Annotated in this window: 19 protein-coding genes and 1 tRNA gene; 7 read left to right on the plus strand and 13 right to left on the minus strand. The window is 68.4% G+C overall.

What is annotated here, in order from left to right; genetic code table 11:
- Positions 1–40: 40 nt before the first annotated feature.
- Together ACWDSI_RS14015 and ACWDSI_RS14020 are read left to right on the plus strand one after the other, a co-directional pair.
- Positions 41–487: an HIT family protein gene (locus ACWDSI_RS14015; protein ID WP_449748772.1), complete on the plus strand. Its 447-nt coding sequence runs from the start codon at positions 41–43 to the stop codon at positions 485–487.
- The gene (locus ACWDSI_RS14020) at positions 484–1,272 is read left to right on the plus strand and encodes an SIR2 family NAD-dependent protein deacylase (RefSeq protein ID WP_449748771.1); all 789 of its coding nucleotides are present in this window, start codon (positions 484–486) and stop codon (positions 1,270–1,272) included. The genes ACWDSI_RS14015 and ACWDSI_RS14020 overlap by 4 nt, the downstream gene beginning before the upstream one ends.
- 8 nt (positions 1,273–1,280) lie before the next feature.
- Here the strand turns inward: ACWDSI_RS14020 and ACWDSI_RS14025 are convergent, their stop codons facing one another.
- The 3 genes from ACWDSI_RS14025 to ACWDSI_RS14035 form a co-directional block, all read right to left on the minus strand.
- A complete protein-coding gene (locus tag ACWDSI_RS14025; RefSeq protein ID WP_449756873.1) occupies positions 1,281–5,447 on the minus strand; it encodes an AAA domain-containing protein in 4,167 nt (1,388 codons plus the stop codon).
- A 93-nt stretch (positions 5,448–5,540) separates the two neighbouring features.
- Entirely contained in the window at positions 5,541–5,873 is a 333-nt protein-coding gene (locus tag ACWDSI_RS14030) for a rhodanese-like domain-containing protein (RefSeq protein ID WP_449748769.1), read from the minus strand.
- 175 nt (positions 5,874–6,048) lie between these two features.
- A complete protein-coding gene (locus ACWDSI_RS14035) occupies positions 6,049–7,824 on the minus strand; it encodes a DEAD/DEAH box helicase (RefSeq protein ID WP_449756874.1) in 1,776 nt (591 codons plus the stop codon).
- Between the two features lie 186 nt (positions 7,825–8,010).
- Between ACWDSI_RS14035 and ACWDSI_RS14040 the strand changes: the two genes are divergently transcribed.
- Together ACWDSI_RS14040 and ACWDSI_RS14045 are read left to right on the plus strand one after the other, a co-directional pair.
- Positions 8,011–9,795, plus strand: a complete 1,785-nt coding sequence (locus ACWDSI_RS14040; protein ID WP_449756875.1) for an AMP-dependent synthetase/ligase — start codon at positions 8,011–8,013, stop codon at positions 9,793–9,795.
- Positions 9,796–9,889: 94 nt separating this feature from the next.
- On the plus strand, positions 9,890–11,077 hold the full coding sequence (locus ACWDSI_RS14045; RefSeq protein WP_449756876.1) for a trans-sulfuration enzyme family protein: 1,188 nt from the start codon (positions 9,890–9,892) through the stop codon (positions 11,075–11,077).
- Between the two features lie 10 nt (positions 11,078–11,087).
- Here ACWDSI_RS14045 and ACWDSI_RS14050 read toward each other — a convergent pair whose 3' ends face one another.
- From ACWDSI_RS14050 to ACWDSI_RS14070, 5 genes are all read right to left on the minus strand, one after another.
- The gene (locus tag ACWDSI_RS14050) at positions 11,088–12,233 is read right to left on the minus strand and encodes an acid phosphatase (protein ID WP_449756877.1); all 1,146 of its coding nucleotides are present in this window, start codon (positions 12,231–12,233) and stop codon (positions 11,088–11,090) included.
- A 160-nt stretch (positions 12,234–12,393) separates the two neighbouring features.
- Positions 12,394–13,917, minus strand: a complete 1,524-nt coding sequence (locus ACWDSI_RS14055) for a DUF7782 domain-containing protein (RefSeq protein ID WP_449756878.1) — start codon at positions 13,915–13,917, stop codon at positions 12,394–12,396.
- On the minus strand, positions 13,914–14,120 hold the full coding sequence (locus ACWDSI_RS14060; protein WP_449756879.1) for a hypothetical protein: 207 nt from the start codon (positions 14,118–14,120) through the stop codon (positions 13,914–13,916). The genes ACWDSI_RS14055 and ACWDSI_RS14060 overlap by 4 nt, the downstream gene beginning before the upstream one ends.
- A gap of 81 nt (positions 14,121–14,201) precedes the next feature.
- Positions 14,202–14,990, minus strand: coding sequence for a DUF6319 family protein (locus ACWDSI_RS14065; RefSeq protein ID WP_449756880.1), 789 nt, complete (start codon positions 14,988–14,990; stop codon positions 14,202–14,204).
- Between the two features lie 72 nt (positions 14,991–15,062).
- Positions 15,063–15,147 (minus strand) — tRNA-Leu (locus tag ACWDSI_RS14070).
- A 60-nt stretch (positions 15,148–15,207) separates the two neighbouring features.
- Between ACWDSI_RS14070 and ACWDSI_RS14075 the strand changes: the two genes are divergently transcribed.
- Genes ACWDSI_RS14075 through ACWDSI_RS14085 form a run of 3 tightly spaced genes read left to right on the plus strand, consistent with a single transcriptional unit; the run spans position 15,208 to position 17,166 of the window.
- Positions 15,208–15,663: a transcriptional regulator gene (locus ACWDSI_RS14075; protein ID WP_449748762.1), complete on the plus strand. Its 456-nt coding sequence runs from the start codon at positions 15,208–15,210 to the stop codon at positions 15,661–15,663.
- Positions 15,660–16,001 (plus strand): DUF3817 domain-containing protein, encoded by a 342-nt coding sequence (locus ACWDSI_RS14080; protein ID WP_449748761.1) that lies wholly within the window; start codon positions 15,660–15,662, stop codon positions 15,999–16,001. The genes ACWDSI_RS14075 and ACWDSI_RS14080 overlap by 4 nt, the downstream gene beginning before the upstream one ends.
- 46 nt (positions 16,002–16,047) lie before the next feature.
- Positions 16,048–17,166, plus strand: a complete 1,119-nt coding sequence (locus tag ACWDSI_RS14085; RefSeq protein ID WP_449756881.1) for a glycosyltransferase — start codon at positions 16,048–16,050, stop codon at positions 17,164–17,166.
- 671 nt (positions 17,167–17,837) lie between these two features.
- Here the strand turns inward: ACWDSI_RS14085 and rdgB are convergent.
- The 5 genes from rdgB to ACWDSI_RS14110 all read right to left on the minus strand — a co-directional run bounded on the left by rdgB (position 17,838) and on the right by ACWDSI_RS14110 (position 21,564).
- On the minus strand, positions 17,838–18,455 hold the full coding sequence (gene rdgB, locus ACWDSI_RS14090) for an RdgB/HAM1 family non-canonical purine NTP pyrophosphatase (protein WP_449756882.1): 618 nt from the start codon (positions 18,453–18,455) through the stop codon (positions 17,838–17,840).
- Between the two features lie 10 nt (positions 18,456–18,465).
- Positions 18,466–19,221, minus strand: a complete 756-nt coding sequence (gene rph / locus ACWDSI_RS14095) for a ribonuclease PH (RefSeq protein ID WP_449748758.1) — start codon at positions 19,219–19,221, stop codon at positions 18,466–18,468.
- Positions 19,222–19,237: 16 nt separating this feature from the next.
- Positions 19,238–20,005 carry a cyclic nucleotide-degrading phosphodiesterase gene (locus ACWDSI_RS14100; RefSeq protein WP_449748757.1) on the minus strand — a complete coding sequence of 256 codons (768 nt, stop codon included), beginning with the start codon at positions 20,003–20,005 and terminating at the stop codon, positions 19,238–19,240.
- A gap of 108 nt (positions 20,006–20,113) precedes the next feature.
- Entirely contained in the window at positions 20,114–20,938 is an 825-nt protein-coding gene (murI, locus tag ACWDSI_RS14105; protein ID WP_449748782.1) for a glutamate racemase, read from the minus strand.
- On the minus strand, positions 20,935–21,564 hold the full coding sequence (locus ACWDSI_RS14110) for a rhomboid family intramembrane serine protease (protein ID WP_449756883.1): 630 nt from the start codon (positions 21,562–21,564) through the stop codon (positions 20,935–20,937). Before ACWDSI_RS14110 ends, murI begins: the two co-directional genes overlap by 4 nt.
- Positions 21,565–21,577 lie beyond the last annotated feature (13 nt).

The raw sequence follows: 21,577 nt of genomic DNA on the forward strand, positions 1-21,577 counted from the left end.
CCGGACAAGGCGCGACCCCAACCCCCGATAGGGTGCAGGGATGACCGAATGCATCTTCTGTCAGATCGTCGACGGGTCGGCGCCGGCACGGAAGGTGTACGAGGACGAGACCGTGATCGGCTTCCTCGACATCCGCCCGGTCGCGCGCGGCCACACGCTGCTGATTCCCCGCACCCATTCGTCGGGCCTGGCCGACCTGGATCCGGAAACAGGAGCAGCCCTCTTCCGTGCCGGACAACGTGTCGCCGCGGCGCTGCGACGCGCGCCGCTTGCATCCGACCGGCCCGCCGACGGCGTCAACCTCGTGGTCAACGACGGGCGCGCCGCCTTTCAGACCGTGTTCCACACACACCTGCACGTCGTCCCCCGCCAGCAGGGCGACAAACTGCGTCTGGCCAGGACACTGGTGGTACGACGCGATCCCGACCCCGACGCCACCGCGGCGGCGCTGCGATCGGCACTGACCAACTCGCCGGAGTCGCCGTGATCGCCGAGCACGGCGAGACGGCCGGGGTCGAGGTACCCGAGGGCGCCGTCGCGGCCCTCGCGAACGCCGAGTGGGTCACCGTGTTCACCGGCGCCGGGATGTCCGCCGAAAGCGGTGTGCCGACCTTCCGTGACGCCCAGACCGGCCTGTGGCGCAACTTCGAGGCCGAAAGTCTGGCCACTCCGGCGGCCTGGCGCGCCGACCCCGCCCTCGTCTGGGGCTGGTATCAGTGGCGCGCCCGCCGGGTACGTGAGGTCGCCCCCAATGCGGGTCACCGCGCGCTCGCCGAGTTCGGCCACGACACCGCGGTGCAGATCGTCACCCAGAACGTCGACGACCTGCACGAACGGGCGGGCAGTTCGGTGATCAGCCACCTGCACGGCAGCCTGTTCGAACCTCGGTGTTCGCGCTGTGGACTCCCCTACGAGGGCACCGACGCCGATCCGGGCACCGCCACCGACGAGTCGCCGGCCGAGCCACCGCTGTGCCCGGTGTGCTTGTCTCCGGTGCGCCCCGGCGTGGTCTGGTTCGGTGAGCCGTTGCCCGCGGATGCCTGGGAACGGGCCCAACGGGTGTTCGACCTCGCCGACGTGATCGTGGTGGTGGGCACCAGTGGCGTGGTGTACCCGGCCGCCGCGCTACCCGAACAAGCCGCCGACCGCGGCGTGCCGTTGATCGAGATCAATCCGGAACCGACGGTCCTCACATCCAGGGCCACACACAGCATCCGGACCACCGCGGCAGTCGGCCTGCCCGCCCTGATCGCCGCCGCGCGGCAGCGCTGATCCCGCGATCACTCCCCTACGGTCAGGTCGATCGGCTCCCACGCGACCGCATCGCGCGACGCCGTCGCCGACACCGATCCCGGCTTGACCCCGCGGGATTCGAGCGCGCGGACCACCGAGGCCAACGCGGTGTCGGCGTCGAGTTCGAACTCCGATTCACGCACGCGGGCGAATTCCCATCCGCACCGGCGCAATTCGCGTTCGCGTTCCAGGTCGGAGCGCGCCTGCGCCCCGGTGGTGGTGAATTCGTCTCCGTCGCATTCGACGGCCATCCGCCCGTCCGAGCCGGTCACCACGAGGTCGATGGTCCGATTGTTGACCACAACCTTCGGTGTCACGTGATAGCCGAGCGCGGCGAGATGGTTGAACACGCGCTGTTCGAAGAGGCTGTCGAACGGCGGTACGCGACGGTCGCCGGGCACATCGACCGGCATCGGTTCGATGGTCGGCCCCTGATTGGCCTGCATGTAGCCCAGCAGCGAGAAACGCAGGTCGCTGTGGCCGAGATCGTCGAGTGCGATGGAGTGGAACAGCCACATCTGGTCCATCGCCCTCGACGCGGCGACATTGACGCGCCGCTGTGACTCCGCGCGGGTGAGGGCGTTGACCGCGTCGGGGTCGGACACCACCATCGACAAGAACACCACGTGCCGCTCGTCGCCCTGGAAGTCCGGTGGCGTGCCAACCCGGATACGGCGCTGCCGCCACACCTGTTCGCCGACGCGCTCGCGCAGTCGGCGCGTGATCTCGTCGACCTGTTTGCTGCCCTGCAGCGCGATCACGCCGACGTCGAGGCCGTCGTAGGCGGGATCGGCGAGACAGTCGGCGACTGTCGCGGCGATCGCCTCGGCCTCGGCATCGTTGGTCAGTGACTGCCCCGATCCCGTCGCGATCCCGTCGACCCGCACGGTGCGCAGCGGCTCGAGCCGGTCGGCGCCGAACTGCCGGACCGGGACCAGCGGGGAACCGCGGTAGAACTGTTGCGACGAATACTCGATGATCTCGGGCATCGACCGGAAGTGTTCGCGCAAACGGATCAGATGACCGAATCGGCTGCGCAGCAACGCGAACAGGCTCGACCTCGGCGTCAGTCCGTCGCGCAGATAGTGCGGCAGGTCAGGCAACGCGGAATCGAGTTTGGCGAACGCCTCGTCGAGCGAGGTGCCGGTCACCCCGCTGGGTGCGCACTGTTTGTCGTCGCCGACCACGATCACCCGCGGCGCCAGCCACAGCAGGAAGGCGCTGGTGATGTCGGCCTGGCTGGCCTCGTCGACGATCACCACGTCAAACGAATTCGGTTCCGGCGCAAGCATGTCGGCAACCTGGCCGGTGGACATGATCCACGCCGGTACCGCCGAGGACGCCTGCACCATGGCATCGCGCGCCGCGGCACGAAACCTGTTGGCGTGCTTGCCCGATCCCTTGCCCAGGTTGATCATGTGGTCGCGATAGGACTGCAGCGCCTGCACCTGCGCGACCGTGGTGCGTTCCAGACAGGCACGCCAGGCGCGAGCGGCGGCGAGCTTGGTGGTCAGTTGCGCGATGTCCACGTCGGCCTCGTCGATGGCCGCCGACAGCCGCGCCTGCGCCTCGGGATCGCTGCGTTGCGCCACCCAACTCCTGGCCCGGCGCCACGACCATGCGGGACCCACCTCGCGCAGCCGCGCCCCCCACTCCGGGTTGTCGGCGGTGTCGGCGAGAAGTGCCGCGAAGTCGGGTGCCTTGCTGCGCAGCCGCAGCATCAGCAGGTCAAGGCCCGCCTGATCCTCGAACTCGGATCTGGCGGTCACCAGGGCGCGGCGCGCGGTCCGGATCGCGTCGGCGTCGGCATTGGCCAGCGCCGCCACCAGCGCGTCTCCCTCCGGTGACGGCCCGTGCTCGAGTTCGGTGGCCAGCCGGTAGGCGTGGTCGGCGAGTTCGTGCTCGGCGAGCACGGCATCGTTGGTGGCCGCGATCGCCGCACCCTGATGCGCCACCTCGGTCACCTCGCCGACGGTGCGGGGCCGCGGTCCGCCGGGGCTGATGGCCTCCAGTTCGCGCACCAGCTGATCCCGGGTGAACAGCAGTTCGGAGACCCAGGCGAGCTGGCTGTCGAGCCGGACGAGGCGATCGAGTTGCGCCGACCGCGAACCGGAGGTGTCCACCTGCACGTGCAGGTCGGCGAGCACCCGGTGCACCTGGTGCACCGCGTCGAGGACGGTGAGGTGATCGGCGACCAGCGCCAGCGACGTCGCATCGGTGGCGGCACGGCCGTCGACGGTGGCGGTGACCCCGGATTCCTCCACCGCGCGCTGCTCGTCGGAACGCAGCAGCCTGCCGCGCCACCGTCCGCCCGAGGCGAAATGCTCCGCGGCGGCGGCGAACACCGCGGACACTCCCGGCCGCCCGCCCTCGGTCACGACGGTGTGCACACCGATGGACCGATCACGCTGCGCGGCGTCGGCGATCAGTGGTGACAGTGCGGTGACCCGGGACCACAGGTGTGCCGCCTGACCGGAGAGCAGACGGTCGGCCATGTCGACGATCATCGGCGGGAAGCCGGACACCTCGGCACAGGCGATGGCGAGCTGATCGCACGTCGCCTTGATCCGGAGCAGCCGATCGCTGTCGACGTCGGCGAGGATCGACAGCAGCGATCCGCTGCCGACCATGGGTTCGGCGGGACGCTTGGCGATCCGTTCGCAGATCGCGTCCATCTCGACGGTGTCGGGGAGATATTCGTCGAGTGCCGGCAGGCGTTGCGCGAGCCGGGCACTGCTGCCGCCGGTGCGACGCAGCAGTTCGAGAAGCCGGCCGAACTCCGCGTCGTCGAGCGGCGGCAGGGCTCCGTCGAGCGGGCCGGGCAGCCAGTCGAACCGGGCGGCGTCGGCGTTGCACTGCCGCACGACCTGCGCGGCGGTGCCCCGGTAATCGCCGGCAACCCATTCGTGGACCTCGGTCTCGGCCGCCCGCAGGTCCCACAGGCCACGCAGTGCACGTTCTCTGCGGTCGAGCGCCTGCCGTCGCCTGCTGTCGAGATCGTCGATCTCGGCCTCCGCGACACGCGCGGAGTACGTGGACTTGCGTTCGGCGATCGCCCCCACCCCGCCGACGATCGCCTCGTGGCGGTCGGTCGCGACATCGGCGATCGAGATGGTGAGTTCCCGCAACTCCGGGGGCAGGATGTCGCGCAGCACCCGCAGTGCATTGGCCTTCTCGCTGGTGACCAGCACGCGTTGTCCCTTGGCGAGCAGCGCCGCGAGCACGTTCGCGATGGTCTGGGTCTTACCGGTTCCGGGTGGTCCCTCGACCACCACACCGCTGTCGACGCCGAGCTGGGCGAACACGTCGCGCTGCTCGACGTTGGACGGGAGTGGGAAGAGCGCGTCGGCCACCAAACGGTCGGCGGGCATCGCGTCGCCGTCGGCCAACGCCGCCAGCCGCTCGTCGGCCTCGATCGGCGCCACCAGCTGCGCCAGCCCGATCGGGACCGGGATGTCGGTGTCGCGCAGCGAGGCGAGGATCGTGTCGTAGAAGCGCAGCGACGCCATGCTGCCGCGTTCGCGCAGCACCACCGCGGGGCGCATGTCGACGGTGATCCGGTGAGCTCCCGGATGGACCCGCTGCTGCCAGTCGTCGATGAGTTCGCCGGCCTGCGGAATCAGCACGTTGGTGAGCCCCGCCACCCGGCCCCGCACCTTGAGGGTGTCGGCGAGGTCGACCCCGTCGAGTGAGGCCAACAGGTGCATGTCGTGGATCATCGGCACCGACCCGGCGCCGAGGGAGAGCCGGATCGTTCCCGTCTCGGCGTCGCGGTCGGCGACCAGTTCCTGGGTGAGCAGGTGCTCGCGGACCCGGTGGTCTGTGTCGTCCTCGGCGTCGACGACGGTCACCAGGGCGTTGGCCAAGACCAGCTCGTAGGTTTCGGGAGAACTGTGCAGTTCGTCGACCAGGACGGCCAGCTCGTCGTATGCCGGGTCGTCGACAGCACGCTCGATGACCACCTGGCCGGCCGCAGCGGACATACGCACACCGACCGGCGTTGCCCGACCCACCCACAGCACGCCGGGGTGCGCGTCGACGTCGCTGACCGACACCGAACGCGAGCGCACCAGCTCCCGCAGGAAGTCCAGCAGCCGGGTCACCTGATCCCGACGGGTATCGGTGACGCAGGGGTCAGGAGCGTCGTCGGACATCGATGGACAACCTCCTGAGGTGAATACCGGATGCTCAACGCTATCAAGGCACCGGTCAGGGGGCCGTCGGGCCGATTGTCGCCGGCCGGCGACTCACCGCGGGGTGTTGCCTCGCAGGGCCGGGTACCCGCCGTCGACGTAGTGCACGTTGGTGTAGCCGAGGTCGGCGATCTGCTCGGCGATCCGCGGCGCCTGCGAGTTCACCGAGACGACGGCGATCTCGGTGTCGCGGTCACGGATCACCGGAAAAGTGCCGGACGGCGTCGGCGCCAGCCGCTCGCACACGTCGGTCGGCTCGACGACCACCGCACCGGGCAGGCTGCCCTGGTGGCGCACAACCTGCGGTCGCGCGTCGACAACCACGGCACGTCCGTGCTCGTAGTGGTCCAGTACTTCGGCTGCTGACATCGAATTCACCACTGACACTGGTGACTCACCATTCCCTGATCGTGCTTCTCGACTTACGTTGTGGGGAAGCCGATTGCGGCCTCGCGGCCCGTCTTCCCTCAACCGAGGTTACGGATTTATCTCAATCTGTAAAGCTCCGCACCACACGTCGCACGTCGCGCTGTGGCCGCGCCGCCGGAGGTGCGGCGGTTCGCTAGCCGCGCCTGCGGCCGGCGACGTGGGGAGTGTTGCGCTTGCCCCAGGTGTCGCCGCGTTTGCCGTGGCCTTCGCGTCCATACCCGCGCTGCCCCTGAGCACCGCGTTTACCGCCGCGAGCGCGCGGCGGGCCCTGGTCGCGCCGGATGTCGATCGGATTCTTGCCGATCCTGGTGTGTAGCAGCGACTCGAGCGTCTCGCGATCGAGATTCTCGGGCAGCTCCACCAAACTGAAGTCGTCGCGGATGCTGATGTTGCCGAAATCACCCCGCGTCAGCCCGCCTTCGTTGGCGATGGCGCCGACGATCGCGCCGGGAGACACCTTGTGTTTACGGCCGACCGCGATGCGATAGGTCGCAAAAGCGCCTCCCGCGCCCCGCGGCTTGCGCTCACGGCGTTCCTCGCGACGCCCCTCCGGCGGATCGGGAGCCATCAGGAAGCCGCCGTCGCGGGTCTCGAGCGCGAGCGCGGCGGCGATGTCGGCCATCGCCACATCGTTGTCGCGGGCGTAGTTCTCCACCAGCTGCCGGAACATGTCGAGATTGTCCGACGCCAGGTTCTCGGTGATCGAGTCGGCGAAGCGCGACACCCGCTGCGCGTTGACGTCGTCGACCGACGGCAGCCCGATCTCGGTCAGCGGCTGGCGGGTCGCCCGCTCGATGGCGCGCAGCAGGTGACGCTCGCGCGGGGACACGAACAGCAGGGCATTTCCCGAACGGCCGGCACGGCCCGTGCGGCCGATGCGGTGGACGTAGGACTCGGTGTCGTGCGGGATGTCGTAGTTCACGACGTGCGAGATGCGGTCGACGTCGAGTCCGCGTGCGGCGACGTCGGTGGCCACCAGGATGTCGATCGAACCATCCTTGAGCTGGTTGATGGTGCGTTCGCGTTGCGCCTGCACCATGTCGCCGTTGATCGCGACTGCGGAGAACCCGCGGGCACGCAACTTCTCGGCGAGTTCCTCGGTGGCCTGTTTGGTGCGCACGAACACGATCATCGCGTCGAATGTCTCGACCTCGAGGAAGCGCGTCAGGGCGTCGAGTTTGCGCTGGTGGGAGACCTGCAGATAGCGCTGTGTGATGTTCTGGGCGGTGGCGGTCTTGGACTTGACCGTGATCTCTTGCGCGTCGTGGAGGTAGCGCTGAGCCAGGCGCCGGATCGCCGAGGGCATGGTGGCCGAGAACAGGGCCACCTGCTTGCTGTCGGGGGTCTCGGCGAGGATCCGTTCCACATCCTCGGCAAACCCCATGGTCAGCATCTCGTCGGCCTCGTCGAGCACGAGGAAATCGAGTTCGGAGATGTCGAGGGTCCCCTTGTCGAGGTGATCGATCACCCGGCCGGGGGTGCCGACGATCACCTGCGCGCCGCGCTTGAGGCCGGCGAGTTGCACTCCGTAGCTCTGACCGCCGTAGATGGGCAGCACCCGCACCTCGGGCATGTGCGCGGAATAGCGGCCGAACGCCTCGGCCACCTGCAGCGCGAGTTCACGGGTGGGCGCGAGCACCAGGGCCTGCGGGCGTCGTTGCGACGGGTCGATCCGCGACAGGATCGGGATCGCGAAGGCCGCGGTCTTTCCGGTGCCGGTCTGCGCGAGCCCCACCACGTCGCGTCCCGCGGACAGCGGCGGGATGGTGGCGGCCTGGATCGGCGACGGCGTCTCGTAGCCGACCTCCGCGATGGCGCTACGGACACGGGGGTCGATGTCGAGATCGTCGAAGGTCAGCGTTGCGGCGGGCTCGGTGGACGACGCGTCGGCAACGGGTGAGTCGGTCATGGCGTGGGTATCGCATTCATCGAGACAACTGTAAACCGCGGGGTGCCCCACAGTGGCATCGAGCGCAGGCGACAACGACCCCAGAATGTGATGCACGCCACTACTGCTGGTAGTCTCGTATCACTTGCCCCCGAAACGCAAGCTTTGCCGCTTGCCCCATTTGCCGTGTTCTGAATCAGGAGCGACATGCAGGAATACACCACCCCGTCGAACCTCACGATCGAGGAGAAGGCCACCACGGTCGACGCGATCCTGCGGCACCGAGAACAGCGGCCGACGTTGCCGGCGCTGCGTCGACGAGTGGCCGGAGAGTGGACCACCGTGACGTCCAAGCAGTTCGCCGATGAGGTGGATGCGCTGGCCAAGGGGCTCATCGCCTCGGGTGTGGTGCCCGGCGATCGCGTCGCGATCATGTCGGCCACTCGCTACGAGTGGAGTCTCATCGACTACGCGATCTGGCGAACCGGGGCCGTGACGGTCGCGGTCTACGAAACATCCGCGCCCGACCAGGTCCAATACATCCTCGAGAATTCCGGTACCACCGTCCTGTTCGTCGAGGACGACACCTACCGCGACCGGCTCCGCGAGGTCACCGACGCCGCACCCGAACTGCGCGACACGTTCGTGATCGACGACGGCGCCGTCGACGACCTCGCTGCGCGCGGTGCCCAGGTGTCCGACACCGAACTCGATCAGCGCCATGCGAACGCGTTGTCGTCGGATGCGGCAACCCTGATCTACACATCGGGGACCACCGGGCGCCCCAAGGGCGTGGTGCTCACCCACGCCAATTTCCTGGCCGAATGCGCAGCCACCCGCGACGCCGTCGGCCCCGGACTCACCGAAGGCAAGACCACCCTGCTGTTCCTGCCGCTCGCGCATGTCTTCGCCCGCGTCGTTGCCGTCGCGTGCATCGAGAACTCGGTGGTGCTCGGACACACCAGCGACATCCCCAATCTGGTCGCCGACCTGGGGGTGTTCCAGCCGAACTATGTGCTGTCGGTACCGCGGGTGTTCGAGAAGGTCTACAACTCCGCCAAGCAGAAGGCCTACGACGGCGGCAAGGGAGCGATCTTCGAGAAGGCCTCCGACACCGCCATCGAGTACAGCAAGTCACTCGACACCGGCGGCCCCGGACTGCTCCTCAAGGCCCGCCACGCGCTGTTCGATGTCCTGGTCTACAAGAAGCTGCGCGAGGCGCTCGGCGGCAATTGCGAAGGCGCGATCTCCGGTGGCGCTCCGCTCGGCGCGCGGCTCGGGCACTTCTTCCGCGGTGCCGGCATCCCCGTGTACGAGGGGTACGGACTGTCGGAGACCACCGCAGCGGTCACCGCCAACAACGAGGCACACATCAAGGTGGGCTCGGTGGGCAGACCGATCCCCGGTATGAGCGTCGGCATAGGCGACGATGGCGAAGTGCTCCTGAAGGGGCCGGTGGTGTTCACCGAGTACTGGCACAACCCGGACGCCACCGCCGACGCCATTCGTGACGGCTGGTTCCACACCGGCGACATCGGCCATCTCGACGACGGGTTCCTGTTCATCACCGGCCGCAAGAAGGAGCTGATCGTCACCGCCGGCGGCAAGAACGTCTCACCCGCGCAGCTCGAGGACAGTATCCGGGCGCATCCACTGGTCAGCCAGTGTCTGGTGGTGGGCGACAACAAGCCGTTCATCGCCGCTCTGATCACCTTGGACCCCGAGGCGCTGCCCGGATGGCTCGAGCGTCATCACCTGCCCGAGGACACGTCACTGGCCGATCTCGCCACCAACGACAACTTGCGCGCGGAGATCGACACCGCCGTTGCCGACGCCAACTCCAAGGTGTCCAAGGCCGAGGCGATCAAGAAGTTCGCCGTGCTCGACACCGACTTCACCATCGAATCCGGGGAACTCACGCCGACGATGAAGCTCAAGCGCAACATCATCCACTCCTCCTACCAGCAGGCGATCGCCGACCTGTACACCTGAGGCGTTAAACCGCCTGCGCGGTAGCGCATTACACTCGCGAGTGGCCCGGACCCAGTCCGGGCCACTCGTCGTTTGTACGCACGGAGGAGGAGACATGCCGATGAGTGAACCCGGATCACCGGGCGACATGACGGTCGCCGTACACAGCGGCAACGACGACTCCGGCCCGTCGATCCGGACACCGATCACGATGGCGAACTCGTATCACCTGTCCGCGGAGCCCGAGAAGGCCGACTGGTCGGGCACCGACAGCCTGCTCTACACCCGCAACTCCGGCGTCAATCAGCTTGCGCTGCAACGCAAACTGGCAACGATGGACGGCGGGGAGGATGCCGTCGCGCTGGCGTCCGGGGTGGCCGCGTTGCACGCGGTGTTCTTCACGCTGCTGCAATCGGGCGACCACGTGGTGGTCTCCGACACCACCTACGAGGCCACCTGGAAGCTGTGGACGGAGCTGCTACCACGCAAGTACGGCATCGATGCCACGTTCGTCGACGTCGCCGATCCCGCGGCGGTCGCCCGCGCGCTACGCCCGACGACCCGTCTGGTGATCACCGAGGCGATCGCCAATCCGACCACCAAGGTCGCCGACATCGGTGCACTCGCCGACATCGCTCATTCCTCGGGCGCACTGCTGATGGTCGATTCGACCTACACTCCCCCGCCGCTCTACCGGCCGCTGCGTCACGGTGCCGATCTGGTGGTGCATTCGCTGACCAAGTACATCAACGGGCACGGCGACGCGATGGGCGGCGCGGTGATCGGTCGCCGCGCCCTGATCTCTGACATCAAATCGCAGGCGATGGTCGACGTGGGCGGGGTGATCTCGCCCTTCAACGCCTGGCTCATCGAGCGCGGGTCGGTGACACTGCCGCTACGGCTCGCGCAACACCAATCGTCGGCGCAGGCGGTGGCCGAGTTCCTCGACGCAGACCCCCGCGTCGCCTTCGTCGCCTATCCGGGACTGGCGACGCATCCACAACATGAGCTGGCGACCAAGCAGTTCGGCGGACGTGGTTTCGGCGGCATGATGGCCCTTGCGGTCAACGGTGACCCGGCCACCCAGAACCGGTTCGTCTCCCACCTGCGCATCATCACCTCGGCGGTGTCGCTGGGGCACGACGAATCGCTGATCGTGCATGTCGGCACCGATGGGCCGCGAGTGGCCGCCTATCCCGAACCGTTTCGCCGGCTCGGGCACCTGCGGCTATCGGTGGGACTCGAGGACGCCGTCGATCTCATCGCCGATCTGCGGCGGGCGCTGGACCTGACGTTCGCGTGACCTGCCCGGTTCAGCCCGCGGTCCACGCTCGCGCGATGTCGAGGCGCTGCCAGCCGCCCTGCGGACCGGACTTGTCGAGCGGGTAACCGCCCGGCAGCGCGGTGCGGGCGAGCAGGTCCCGCAACTGCGCGGTGGACCAGCCCGGATGGGCGGCGCGGATCAGATTTTCCGCACCCGCGGGCACCTGCACGGGCGTCACCGGCCCGGTCGGCAGGAAGGAATACGTCGAGCGCTGCCGGTAGCTGCTCAGCGCGTCCGCGGTGCCGACGTAGGGCTGCTGGCAGGCCACGATCCGGCCAATCGGCGCGCCGACGCGGGCGGCGAGCACGGTGCGCAGTTCGGTGCGGGCCTGCGCGAGGAGAGTGGCGAAGTGCGGGTCGGCGATCACCTCACTGGCGATGGCCTCGCCCATCATCCGGCCGCCGATCACGTCGAGCGGGTAGTGCACGCCCAGCACGATGCGGTGATACCCGTATTCGGCCCCGCGGGCCAGCACCTGCGGACCGACTTCGGGGAGCATGGTGGCGATGAGGAAGGCCTGCGTGTATCCCCACGTGGTGTGCCCGGAGGGGTACGACCCGCTACCGCGGACCGACTCGTAGAGGTCGGGCCGACCGTCGCCGTAATGCCGGATGAGGCCGGGCGCGACCTCGAACGGCCGCTTGTAGTCGAAGTGCTTCTTCTCCTTCGACGTGGAGACCCGCTCACCCACGAGCGCATTCTCACCGAGCAGCAGTTGCGAGGTCTTCGGCAACTGACCGGCCTGCAGGGCGTCGTAGAACGCCGGGGAGAGTCGGGAGCCCAGCGCATTGAAGATCGCCGGTCCCCCGATCGCGTAGTTGTCGTCGACGGCGTACTCGGCGACCGGCGGCGACGCGGTGTTGTTGGTGATCACCGTCTCGGCCAGGTTCTGCTGCTTGACCAGCGGCGAGAGGGTGCTGAAGGCGTCCAGGACGCCGATGTGATCCGACGGTGCCGGCGTGGCGAAGGGATCGGACTTCTCCGCAGCACCGAAGCCGGAGTCGGCGCTGACCTTGGTGGGCGCGAACGCGCAGGTGGACGGCGCCGCAGCGGCGTGCCCGGGAACGAGCAGCCCGATCGCGGCGAGCAGGGTGACGACGAGCGTGGCTATCGGTCGGCGGCGCGCTGGACCCATCAACTACCCCTCTGCACGATGCCGCGGGCTCGAACCGGGCATCCGGTGGACTGCAACCTCCCCACGAGACCATGCCCGATCGACGAGGCGTCGACGCCACAGTGAACTCTTGGTGCCGACATCGGTGGTACCGATGGTGTGCCCCTCACCGCACCAACCCTCAGCGCACTTCGTAGAGGATGCCCCGACCGATGGCTTCGCGGATCACCGGCAGTGCGGCATCGGAAAGTGCGGTGGCATCGACGTCATGCACTCCGGCGAGGAGTTCTATCAGCATCAACAGCGGCACCTCGCCGCGACAGCCCGCGAGCAGTGCGCGCGACACCTCGTCGACGCCGAGTACGGCTCCCGGGCCGCCCGGGCGCCGCACCGAGGCCCCGATCTCCTGCCAGCCGTCGTCGCCCGGCAACGACTGCGACTCGAGGAACACCGGCGCCGTCCTCAGCCGGGCGTCGAGCAGTTCGGCGTCGCTGACAGCGCGAAGGTAGGTGCGGCGGTCGAGAAATGCCTTGGCCTCCGGACCGGTCATCTCCTCGCCGGCGCCGGTGATCTCCTCGCACACCACGTCGGGCGCGCTGCGAGTGCCGCGTCGATCGCGAAGGGTGATGACGCCCATGCCGATTCCGGTGATGTTCTCGGCGGCGAACCAGTCCAGCCAGTCGGCGCCGCGGGCGGCCACCTGGTCGGGGTCCTCGCCCGCGTCGGAAAGCCACAGCGAGATGTAGTCGACCGGATCGGCGAGTTCACGCTGCACCACCCATCCGTCGAGGCCGGTGTCGGCGACCCAGCCGCCCACGCGGTCACGCCAGTCGGCGCCGTCGTGCACGATCCAGTTGGCGAGTAGTTGCGCGGTGCCACCCGGCCGCAGGTGGTCGGGTAATTCCCGGATGAGCTGGGCGCACAACGCATCTCCGGCCATGCCCGAATCGCGATACTCGTAGTCCTGGCTTCCGGCGCCGACGACGAACGGCGGATTGGAGACGACGAGATCGAAACGCTCGTCGCCGACGGGTGCGAAGAGGCTACCCGCGCGCAGATCCCAGCTCATGCCGTTGAGTCGGGCGGTGGCCGCCGCCAGCGCCAGGGCGCGCGGGTTGGTGTCGGTGGCCACGATGCGCTCCGCATGCGTGCCGAGGTGCAGCGACTGGATGCCACATCCGGTGCCGATGTCCAACGCCGACTCGACCGGGTCACGAATGATGGCGCGCGCCAACGAGATCGACGCGCCGCCGATCCCGAGCACATGGTCGGGGCGAACCGGTCCGCTGCGCATCGCGGCATCCTGGTCGGAGACGACGAGGTAGTCGCGGACATCGTCGGCGTGGGGCCGTATGTCGAGGACGGCGCGAACCTCGCCGACGGCGATCTCCTCGACGACGCCGTTGTCGATCAGCGTGCGCGCCCCGGTGGCCGGGAACGCGTCGGCCACCGCGTCGCGGTTCTCGGTGGAGCCGAGCAGGAAAAGCCTGATCAGGGTCGCCAGTGCGCGATCTTCGGGGGGCGCATGTCGGGTGGCACGCAGCGCCGGCCACCAGATGCCGCGGCCGAGAGCCGAATTCGCATGCTCGCCGAGCAGGGCGGCGACGCCGTCCGAATCGTAGTGCGCGGCGCGCAGATCCGCGCCGATGAGATCGACCACGTGCAGGTCGGTCAGCGGGAGACGCAGTGAGGTGCCGTCGCTCATCCGATCTTCCGATACTTCTTGTGCATTGCCTGCTTGGACACACCCAGCAGAGTGCCGATCTCGGCCCACGACAGACCGGCGTTGCGTGCCCGGCGCACCGCGATCTCTTCCTCACGGACGAGTTCGTTGCGGGCGGTTGCGATCCGGGCGAGCTGTTCGATCGGGTTGTCGGGGTCGTTTGCCCCGTCGACGGCGGTGTTCACGGTGTCCATCGTGCCGCGGAATCACCCTGAACGTCAACCACAGTTGACGATCTGGGGCGTCGGATCGCGAGGACGCACACGCTACTCGCCGTCGAGGTCGGCCAGGGCGGCCCGCGCGTGCTCGAGTTCATCACGGAGTTCGGCGACGCGACGTTCTGCGCTCGCCCGCGCCGAGGTTATGACACCGTCGACGGCCGAGATCGCGGCGTCGTCGCCGAGTTCCCGCATCGCGCGTGCGACTCGGGCGGCGGAGACCTCCACCGGCTTTCCCTGCTTCTTCGAACCCCGCGACACCGACACCGACCAGGCACCCATGTCCGAGGATGTGATCGCGACGGTCACAGCCGGCGCCAACTGCTTGTCACGACGTGAAGCAGGCCTCGGCGGCGCGCTTGTCGAGTTCGCAGTGGGTTGTGAACTCGCCGTGGGTTTCGAACTCGCAGTGGGTTGTGAACTCGCAGTGGGTTGTGAACTCGCAGTGGGTTGTGAACTCGCAGTGGGTTTCAACCCACTTGGGTCCGGCGCGTCGACTGCCGTCCGAGTCGGCCGACGACGCGTCTTGGTGGTGCTGCTCGCCGTCGCCGCGCGAGTCATGCGTAGTTCCTCGGCCTCGAACGGCAACTCGTCGTCGACGCCCTTCGGCCTCAGCGTGACCGTCGACCCGTCGATGCCGATGACACGGGCCGACGTTCCGGCGTCGAGCCCCAGGGACGGCATCGGTTCTCGGAGGTAGACGGTGACCCGTTTACCTGCGGCCAGCCCGGCAACGAGGGTCGCGAGGTCGTCGGCGGTCAGTCCATCGGCCTTCCGGCCACTTACATGGTGCACACTCACCGGACCATGTTCGCACACGTGTGCGACACTTCTCATCTCGCGCAATTCTGGGTGCGGCTGGAGAATCTGGGTGCTGCAGCACCCAACTTCTCCAGCGCCACCCAGCTTTGGTGCGCGAGGGGGGACTTGAACCCCCACGTCGTAAGACACTGGAACCTAAATCCAGCGCGTCTGCCAATTCCGCCACTCGCGCGTGCGCGGTCAAGCGTACCGGCCGCACGGCGATAGCCGCTGGCCAGGTACCGTCGAAGACATGTCTACGACACCGCGTCGCACCCGCAGACACCGGCCGGCACTGCTGGTGCTGTCGGTGGTGGCGGCCGTGGTGTGCCTGTTGATGGCGTGGTGGCAGTGGAATCGTTTCGAATCGTCGAGCGGTACGGGCCAGAACCTGGGCTACGCCCTGCAGTGGCCGGCGTTCGCCGCGGCATGCATCTGGGCCTATCGTCGCTTCGTGGTGCTCGAGTCCAACCCCGACGAGGTCGAAAAGCTCAAGCCCAAAGGTATGACCGAGATTCCCGACGGCATCCTCCCCGACCGCGCCAACACCCCGAGCGCCTCGTCTTTTGCCACCCGGTCAGCACCCGACGACGACGAGACACTGCGCGAGTACAACACCTATCTGGCGGCACTCGGTGACGCGGACCGTCCTCGCGACCACACCGCCGGCACCCCCACTCAGAAACACACGGAGGAACAACACAGGTGACCGACACCACGCAGACAACCACGCCCGTCGCCAAGGTCCGCAGCGCGCTACTGCGTTATCGGGTCATGGCGTGGATCACCGGCGTCTGGCTGCTGCTGCTGGTGGCCGAATTGATCCTGCGGTACGGATTCGACATCCGTGTGCTCGACTTCGTTCCGCCGGTGCACGGCTGGATCTACTTCATCTACCTGATCTGCGCGATCGACCTCGGCATCAAGGTGCGGTGGTCGGTGCCGAAGATCATCGTCACCGCGATCGCCGGCACCATCCCGTTCCTGTCGTTCTGGTTCGAACACATCCGGACCAAGGAAGTAAAGACGCAGTTCAACCTCCACTAAGGGTCCCGCAGCACCGCGTTCACCGTCGCCCGGCTCACTGACAGATGTGCGCATCGTCCAACTGGCGAACTTCTACGGTGAGCGCTCCGGTGGATTACGCACAGCCGTCGACCGCTGGGGCGCGGGTTACGTGGCCGCAGGCCACGAGGCGGTGCTGGTGGTGCCGGGAGGCGAACCGTCCGAACAACTCACGCCGTCGGGTGTCCTCAAGATCTGTGTGCCTGCCCGGCGTTTGCCGTTCTCGGGCGGGTACCGGCTGGCCTCGCCGCGCCGCGTCGCCGATGTGCTGGAACATCTGCGTCCCGACGCCATCGAGGTGTCCGACAGGTTGACCCTCCGCGGATTCGGAGCCTGGGCACGCCGACGCGATGTCCACGCCACGATGGTCTCGCATGAGCGGCTCGATCGACTACTCGGTCTGGTGTTACCTCGCGCGATGGCGCGCGCCGCGGCCGACCGTGCGAATGCCGCCACCGCACGCGCCTTCGATGCCGTCGTCTGCACCACCGGTTTCGCCGCGGCCGAGTTCGAACGTATCGGCGCCGACAATCTGGTCCGCGCCCCACTCGGCGTCGACCTCGAGCAGTTCGATCCCCGCCACCTGGACCCGGAACTGGCGACCCGCTGGACCGACGACGGCGCCACGCTGCTCGGGCACTGTGGGCGGCTGTCGGTGGAGAAGCGCGCCGACCGCAGCATCGCGGCGGCGGCGCGGCTGCACCGCGCGGGTGTGCCGATCCACCTGGTGGTCGCCGGCGACGGCCCCATGCGCCCGGCTCTGCAGCATGCCGCCAGAGGGCTGCCGATCACCTTTCTCGGACACCTCGCCGACCGCACGCAGGTGGCGTCGCTGCTGGCGAGCACCGACATCTCCCTCGCGCCCGGACCGCACGAGACCTTCTGCTTGTCGGCGCTGGAGTCGCTGGCGTCGGGAACGCCCGTCGTCGGATCGCGCTCGTCAGCGGTGGCCGGCATGGTCGACGACTCCTGCGGCGCCCTCGCCGCCAACTCCGGAGCCGGGTTCGCTGCCGCGATCGAACAGGTGATGGCGATGCCTCGGCACGAACGCGAGCAGGCGGCGCGGCGACGAGCGTCGCAGTTCCGCTGGCCCGACTCGGTGTCGCGGATGCTGGCGGTGCACGGTGGTGTCCTCGCCGGGGGGTGAGCCCCAGTTGAGCGTCCCCTCGCCGGTTGAGCGGCCCCTCGCCGGTTGAGGGTCCCCTCGCCGGTTGAGCGTCCCCCCGCCGGGTGAGGGTCCCCTCGCCGGTTGAGCGTCCCCCCGCCGGGTGAGCGTCCCCTCGCCGGTTGAGCGTCCCCTCGCCGGTTGAGCGTCCCCTCGCCGGGTGAGCGTCCCCCCGCCGGGTGAGCGTCCCCTCGCCGGGTGAGCGTCCCCCCGCCGGTTGCGCGTCCCCTCGCCGGGTGAGGCGACCTCCGCGGGTTGAGCTTGTCGAAACCCCTCGACGGCGGGTATCTCGACAAGCTCGATCAGCGGGAGGGGTGCGCTCGATCAGCGGAAAACACGACGTGATCAATGAAGACAAGGGCCACCGAGCAGTAGGAGCAGGCAAGCTCGACGCCGAACCGGGCACGCTCGACGCCGAACCGGGCACGCTCGACGGGCGGGTGGGCACGCTCGACGCGGAACCGGGCACGCTCGACGCCGAAGTGGACACGCTCGACGGGGATCTGGACACGCTCGACGGGGATCTGGACACGCTCGACGGGGATCTGGGCACGCGCGACGCCGAATTGGACACGCTCGACGGGGATCTGGGCACGCTCGACGCGGAACCGGGCACGCTCGACGCGGATGTGGGCACGCTCGACGGGAGCGGGTCAGCGGGCGGCGAGGGCGCGCAGCGCCGGCACCAGCTGCGCCAGGGCCTTGCCGCGATGGCTCAGCGCATCCTTCTCCGCCGCCGACAGCTCCGCCGCCGACCTCCCGGCCGCGGCGGGGTCGTCCGGGCGGAACAGCGGGTCGTAGCCGAAACCGTTCTCGCCGTGCGGTTCCCGAAGAATCACTCCGCGCCATTCACCGCGCACCACCGTCTCCTCCCCGGACGGCAGCACCAGAGCGCACACCGACACGAACGCCGCGCCCCGGCGTTCGTCGGGGACATCGGAGATCTGGTCGAGCAGCAGGGCGTTGTTGGCCGCGTCGTCGCCATGACTACCGCTCCACCGCGCCGAGAGCACACCCGGCATCCCGTTCAGAGCATCCACCGCGATACCGGAATCATCTGCCAGACAAGGCAATCCGGTCGCACGCGCACCGGCCCGGGCCTTTATCAGCGCATTGTCGGCGAACGTCGCGCCGGTCTCGGGTTCCTCCGGGTACTCCGGCACCGCGTCGAGTCCCACCACGTCGAGTCCGGTGATGCCGGCGGCGTCGACCACCCGTTGCAGTTCGGCGAGCTTCTTGCGGTTTCGGCTCGCCAGCAGAATCCTCGACATCGGTCGCGGCTCAGACCGGCTGCGGCAGCTCACCCGGGTACGGGGCGGCGAGCGCCTCCCGCTGGGCGACGAACAATTTATCCGTGCCGACCTCGGCGATGTCGAGAAGCTTGTCGAGGGTGCCGCGCGGGAAGGTGGCACCCTCACCGGTGCCCTGCACCTCCACGAGGGTGCCCGCGTCGGTGGCCACCACGTTCATGTCGACCTCGGCCCGCGAATCCTCCTCGTAGGGCAGGTCGAGACGCACCCGACCATCCACCACACCGACGCTGACCGCGGCGATCATGCACGACAGCGGTTGCGGATCCGAAAGCTTGCCCGCCGCCTTGAGCCACGTGACCGCGTCGGCGAGCGCCACATACGCGCCGGTGATCGCTGCGGTACGGGTACCGCCGTCGGCCTGCAGCACGTCGCAGTCGAGTGCGATGGTGTTCTCGCCGAGGGCGGCGAGGTCGATGCATGCCCGCAGCGAACGGCCGATCAGGCGGCTGATCTCGTGGGTGCGGCCACCGATCTTTCCCTTCACCGACTCGCGTCGCGAGCGTTCGTGGGTGGCGGCCGGCAGCATCGCGTACTCGGCGGTGAGCCAGCCCAGTCCGGACCCGCGACGCCACGGCGGCACGCCGTCGGTGACGCTCGCGGTGCACATCACGCGGGTCTGACCGAACTCGATGAGCACCGAACCCGCCGGATTCGAGGTGAATCCCCGGGTGATGGTGATCGGACGAAGTTCGTCGTCGGCCCTGCCGTCAGCTCGTGTGGTCACGATCTCACTGTAGAGATCAACCGAGCAGGTCGAACACCTGCCCCTGATGCACCAGATCGACCGGACCGCTGAACGTGCTGCGGGCCTCGGCGAGGATCGCCTGGGCATCCGACCACGGCGCAACATGGGTGATGGCCAGCGACTTGGCGTTCGCCTTGGTGGCCATCTCGCCCGCCTCGATCCCCGACATGTGCAGGTGGGGCGGCCGTTCCGAAGGCGCGTGCGTCCATGACGCCTCGCACAGGAAGATGTCGGCGTCGGCGGCCAGATCCACCAACTCGTCGCACGGGCCGCTGTCGCCGCTGAACGCGACGACCTGGCCCTGCGGTCCGGTGATCCGGAGCCCGAAAGTGGCCGGCGGATGATCCACCCGCACCGGATGGATCGTCATGCCGCCGAGCGTGATCTCGATACCGTCGCTCCACTCGTGCGGATCGAACGTGTCGCCGACATCGTCGATCTGTCCGGCGAATTCGCTCGAACCCGCGCCGATGCGCAGTGCGGTTCCGGGCGGGCCGTACAGCGGCGCCTTGCCGACCGCGGGGACCGGGGCGTAACGACGCCACACCAGCATGGCGGGCAGATCGAGGCAGTGATCGGCGTGTAGATGACTGAGTACGACGGCGACGGAGTTGGGGTCGGCGAAACGCTGCAGTTCGCCGAACACACCGGGCCCACAATCCACCAGCACCGGCTGTTCGCCCGGAACGGTGAAGAGATATCCCGAACACGCCGCCCCCGGGCCGCCGACACTGCCCGAACACCCCAGGACCGTCAGACGCATACGCCCTACCATGCCACGCCGCCGGTGGCCGGAGACCACGTACCGGTCACAAGTGCCGTACAGACCGATTGCGTGCCCGTCCGATCACGTTTCTGTCCGATTTCGTTTCTACGCGTGGTCGACGCGCACGTGCGCGACAGGTCGCACCACCGGCCCCAGGAAACGACTCGACAAGCGCGCGAAGAACTCGGGATCGCCGGTCGCTTCGAATACCCGGTCGGCCTCGCGGTCGGTGTGCGGATGCAGCATGTCCGATTCGGTGAGCACGCGGAACAGATCCTTGGCCGTCTCCTCGGCGCTCGACACCAGCGTCACCTCGTCGCCCATCGCGAGCTGGATGACTCCCGACAGCAACGGATAGTGCGTGCACCCGAGCACGAGGGTGTCCACATTCGCTTCCTGCAGCGGTTCCAGATAGCCCTGGGCCAGCCCCAGGATCTGCCTGCCGCTGGTGATGCCGCGTTCGACGAAGTCGACGAAGCGGGGACACGCCACGGCGGTGATCTCCACGTCGCGAGCCGCGGCGAACGAATCCTGGTAGGCGCGTGACGCGATCGTGGCCGAGGTCCCGATGACCCCGATACGGCCGGTCTTGGTGGCCACCACCGCACGCCGCACCGCGGGCAGGATCACCTCGATCACCGGGATCGGGGCGTAACGCTCGCGTGCGTCGCGCAGGCACGCCGACGAGGCGGTGTTGCACGCGATGACGATGGCCTTGACCCCGCGGCCGGCGAGGTCGTCGCCGATGGCCAGCGCGTGACGGCGGATCTCGGGGATGGTCAACGGGCCGTAGGGCCCGTTGGCGGTATCGCCGATGTAGATGATGTCCTCGTCGGGCAGCAGGTCGATGACGGCGCGCGCAACGGTGAGACCGCCGACGCCGGAATCGAAGATACCGATGGGCGCGTCGGGACGGGTGTGGGCGTCTATGACCGCACCCCCGGTCCCGCGGCGGAGGACGACCGTGACGTGCGGCGATCACGATCGGCGAGAAACCAGGCGGCCAGCACACCGCCGACAGCGCCGAACAGGTGGCCCTGCCACGACACCCCGACCTCGCCGGGAAACAGTCCCCAGAGCACCGATCCGTACACGACGAAGAGCAGCACGCCGAGTGCCACCTGCCAGAAATCGCGGTTGAACAGGCCGCGCACCAGCAGGAACGTCAGCCAGCCGAAGATGATCCCGGATGCGCCGACGGTGACGGTATACGGCGGGGCGAACAGCCACACCCCCACACCCGACACCACCCAGACGATGGCGGTGACGATCAGGAAGCGACGAGTCATCAGCAGCAGGAAACCGAGCACCACACCGGGTATGAGGTTGGCGAACAGGTGCTCGAAGTTCGCGTGCAGAAACGGCGCCCACAGGATGCCGTCGAGGCCGTCGACCTGTCGTGGTTCGATGCCCGCCCGGTCGAGGTCGTAGTGGGTGGCCGCATCGATGGCCTCGATCACCACCAGCAACGCGACGATCGCTGCCATGACGATCACCGACCGCTGCCACAGCGGGCGGGGGCCGCCGGCGGTGGATGTGGTGCGGTTCGGGGTCATCGGGGTTCCTGTC

The sequence above is a fragment of the Gordonia sp. NPDC003429 genome (assembly GCF_053588575.1).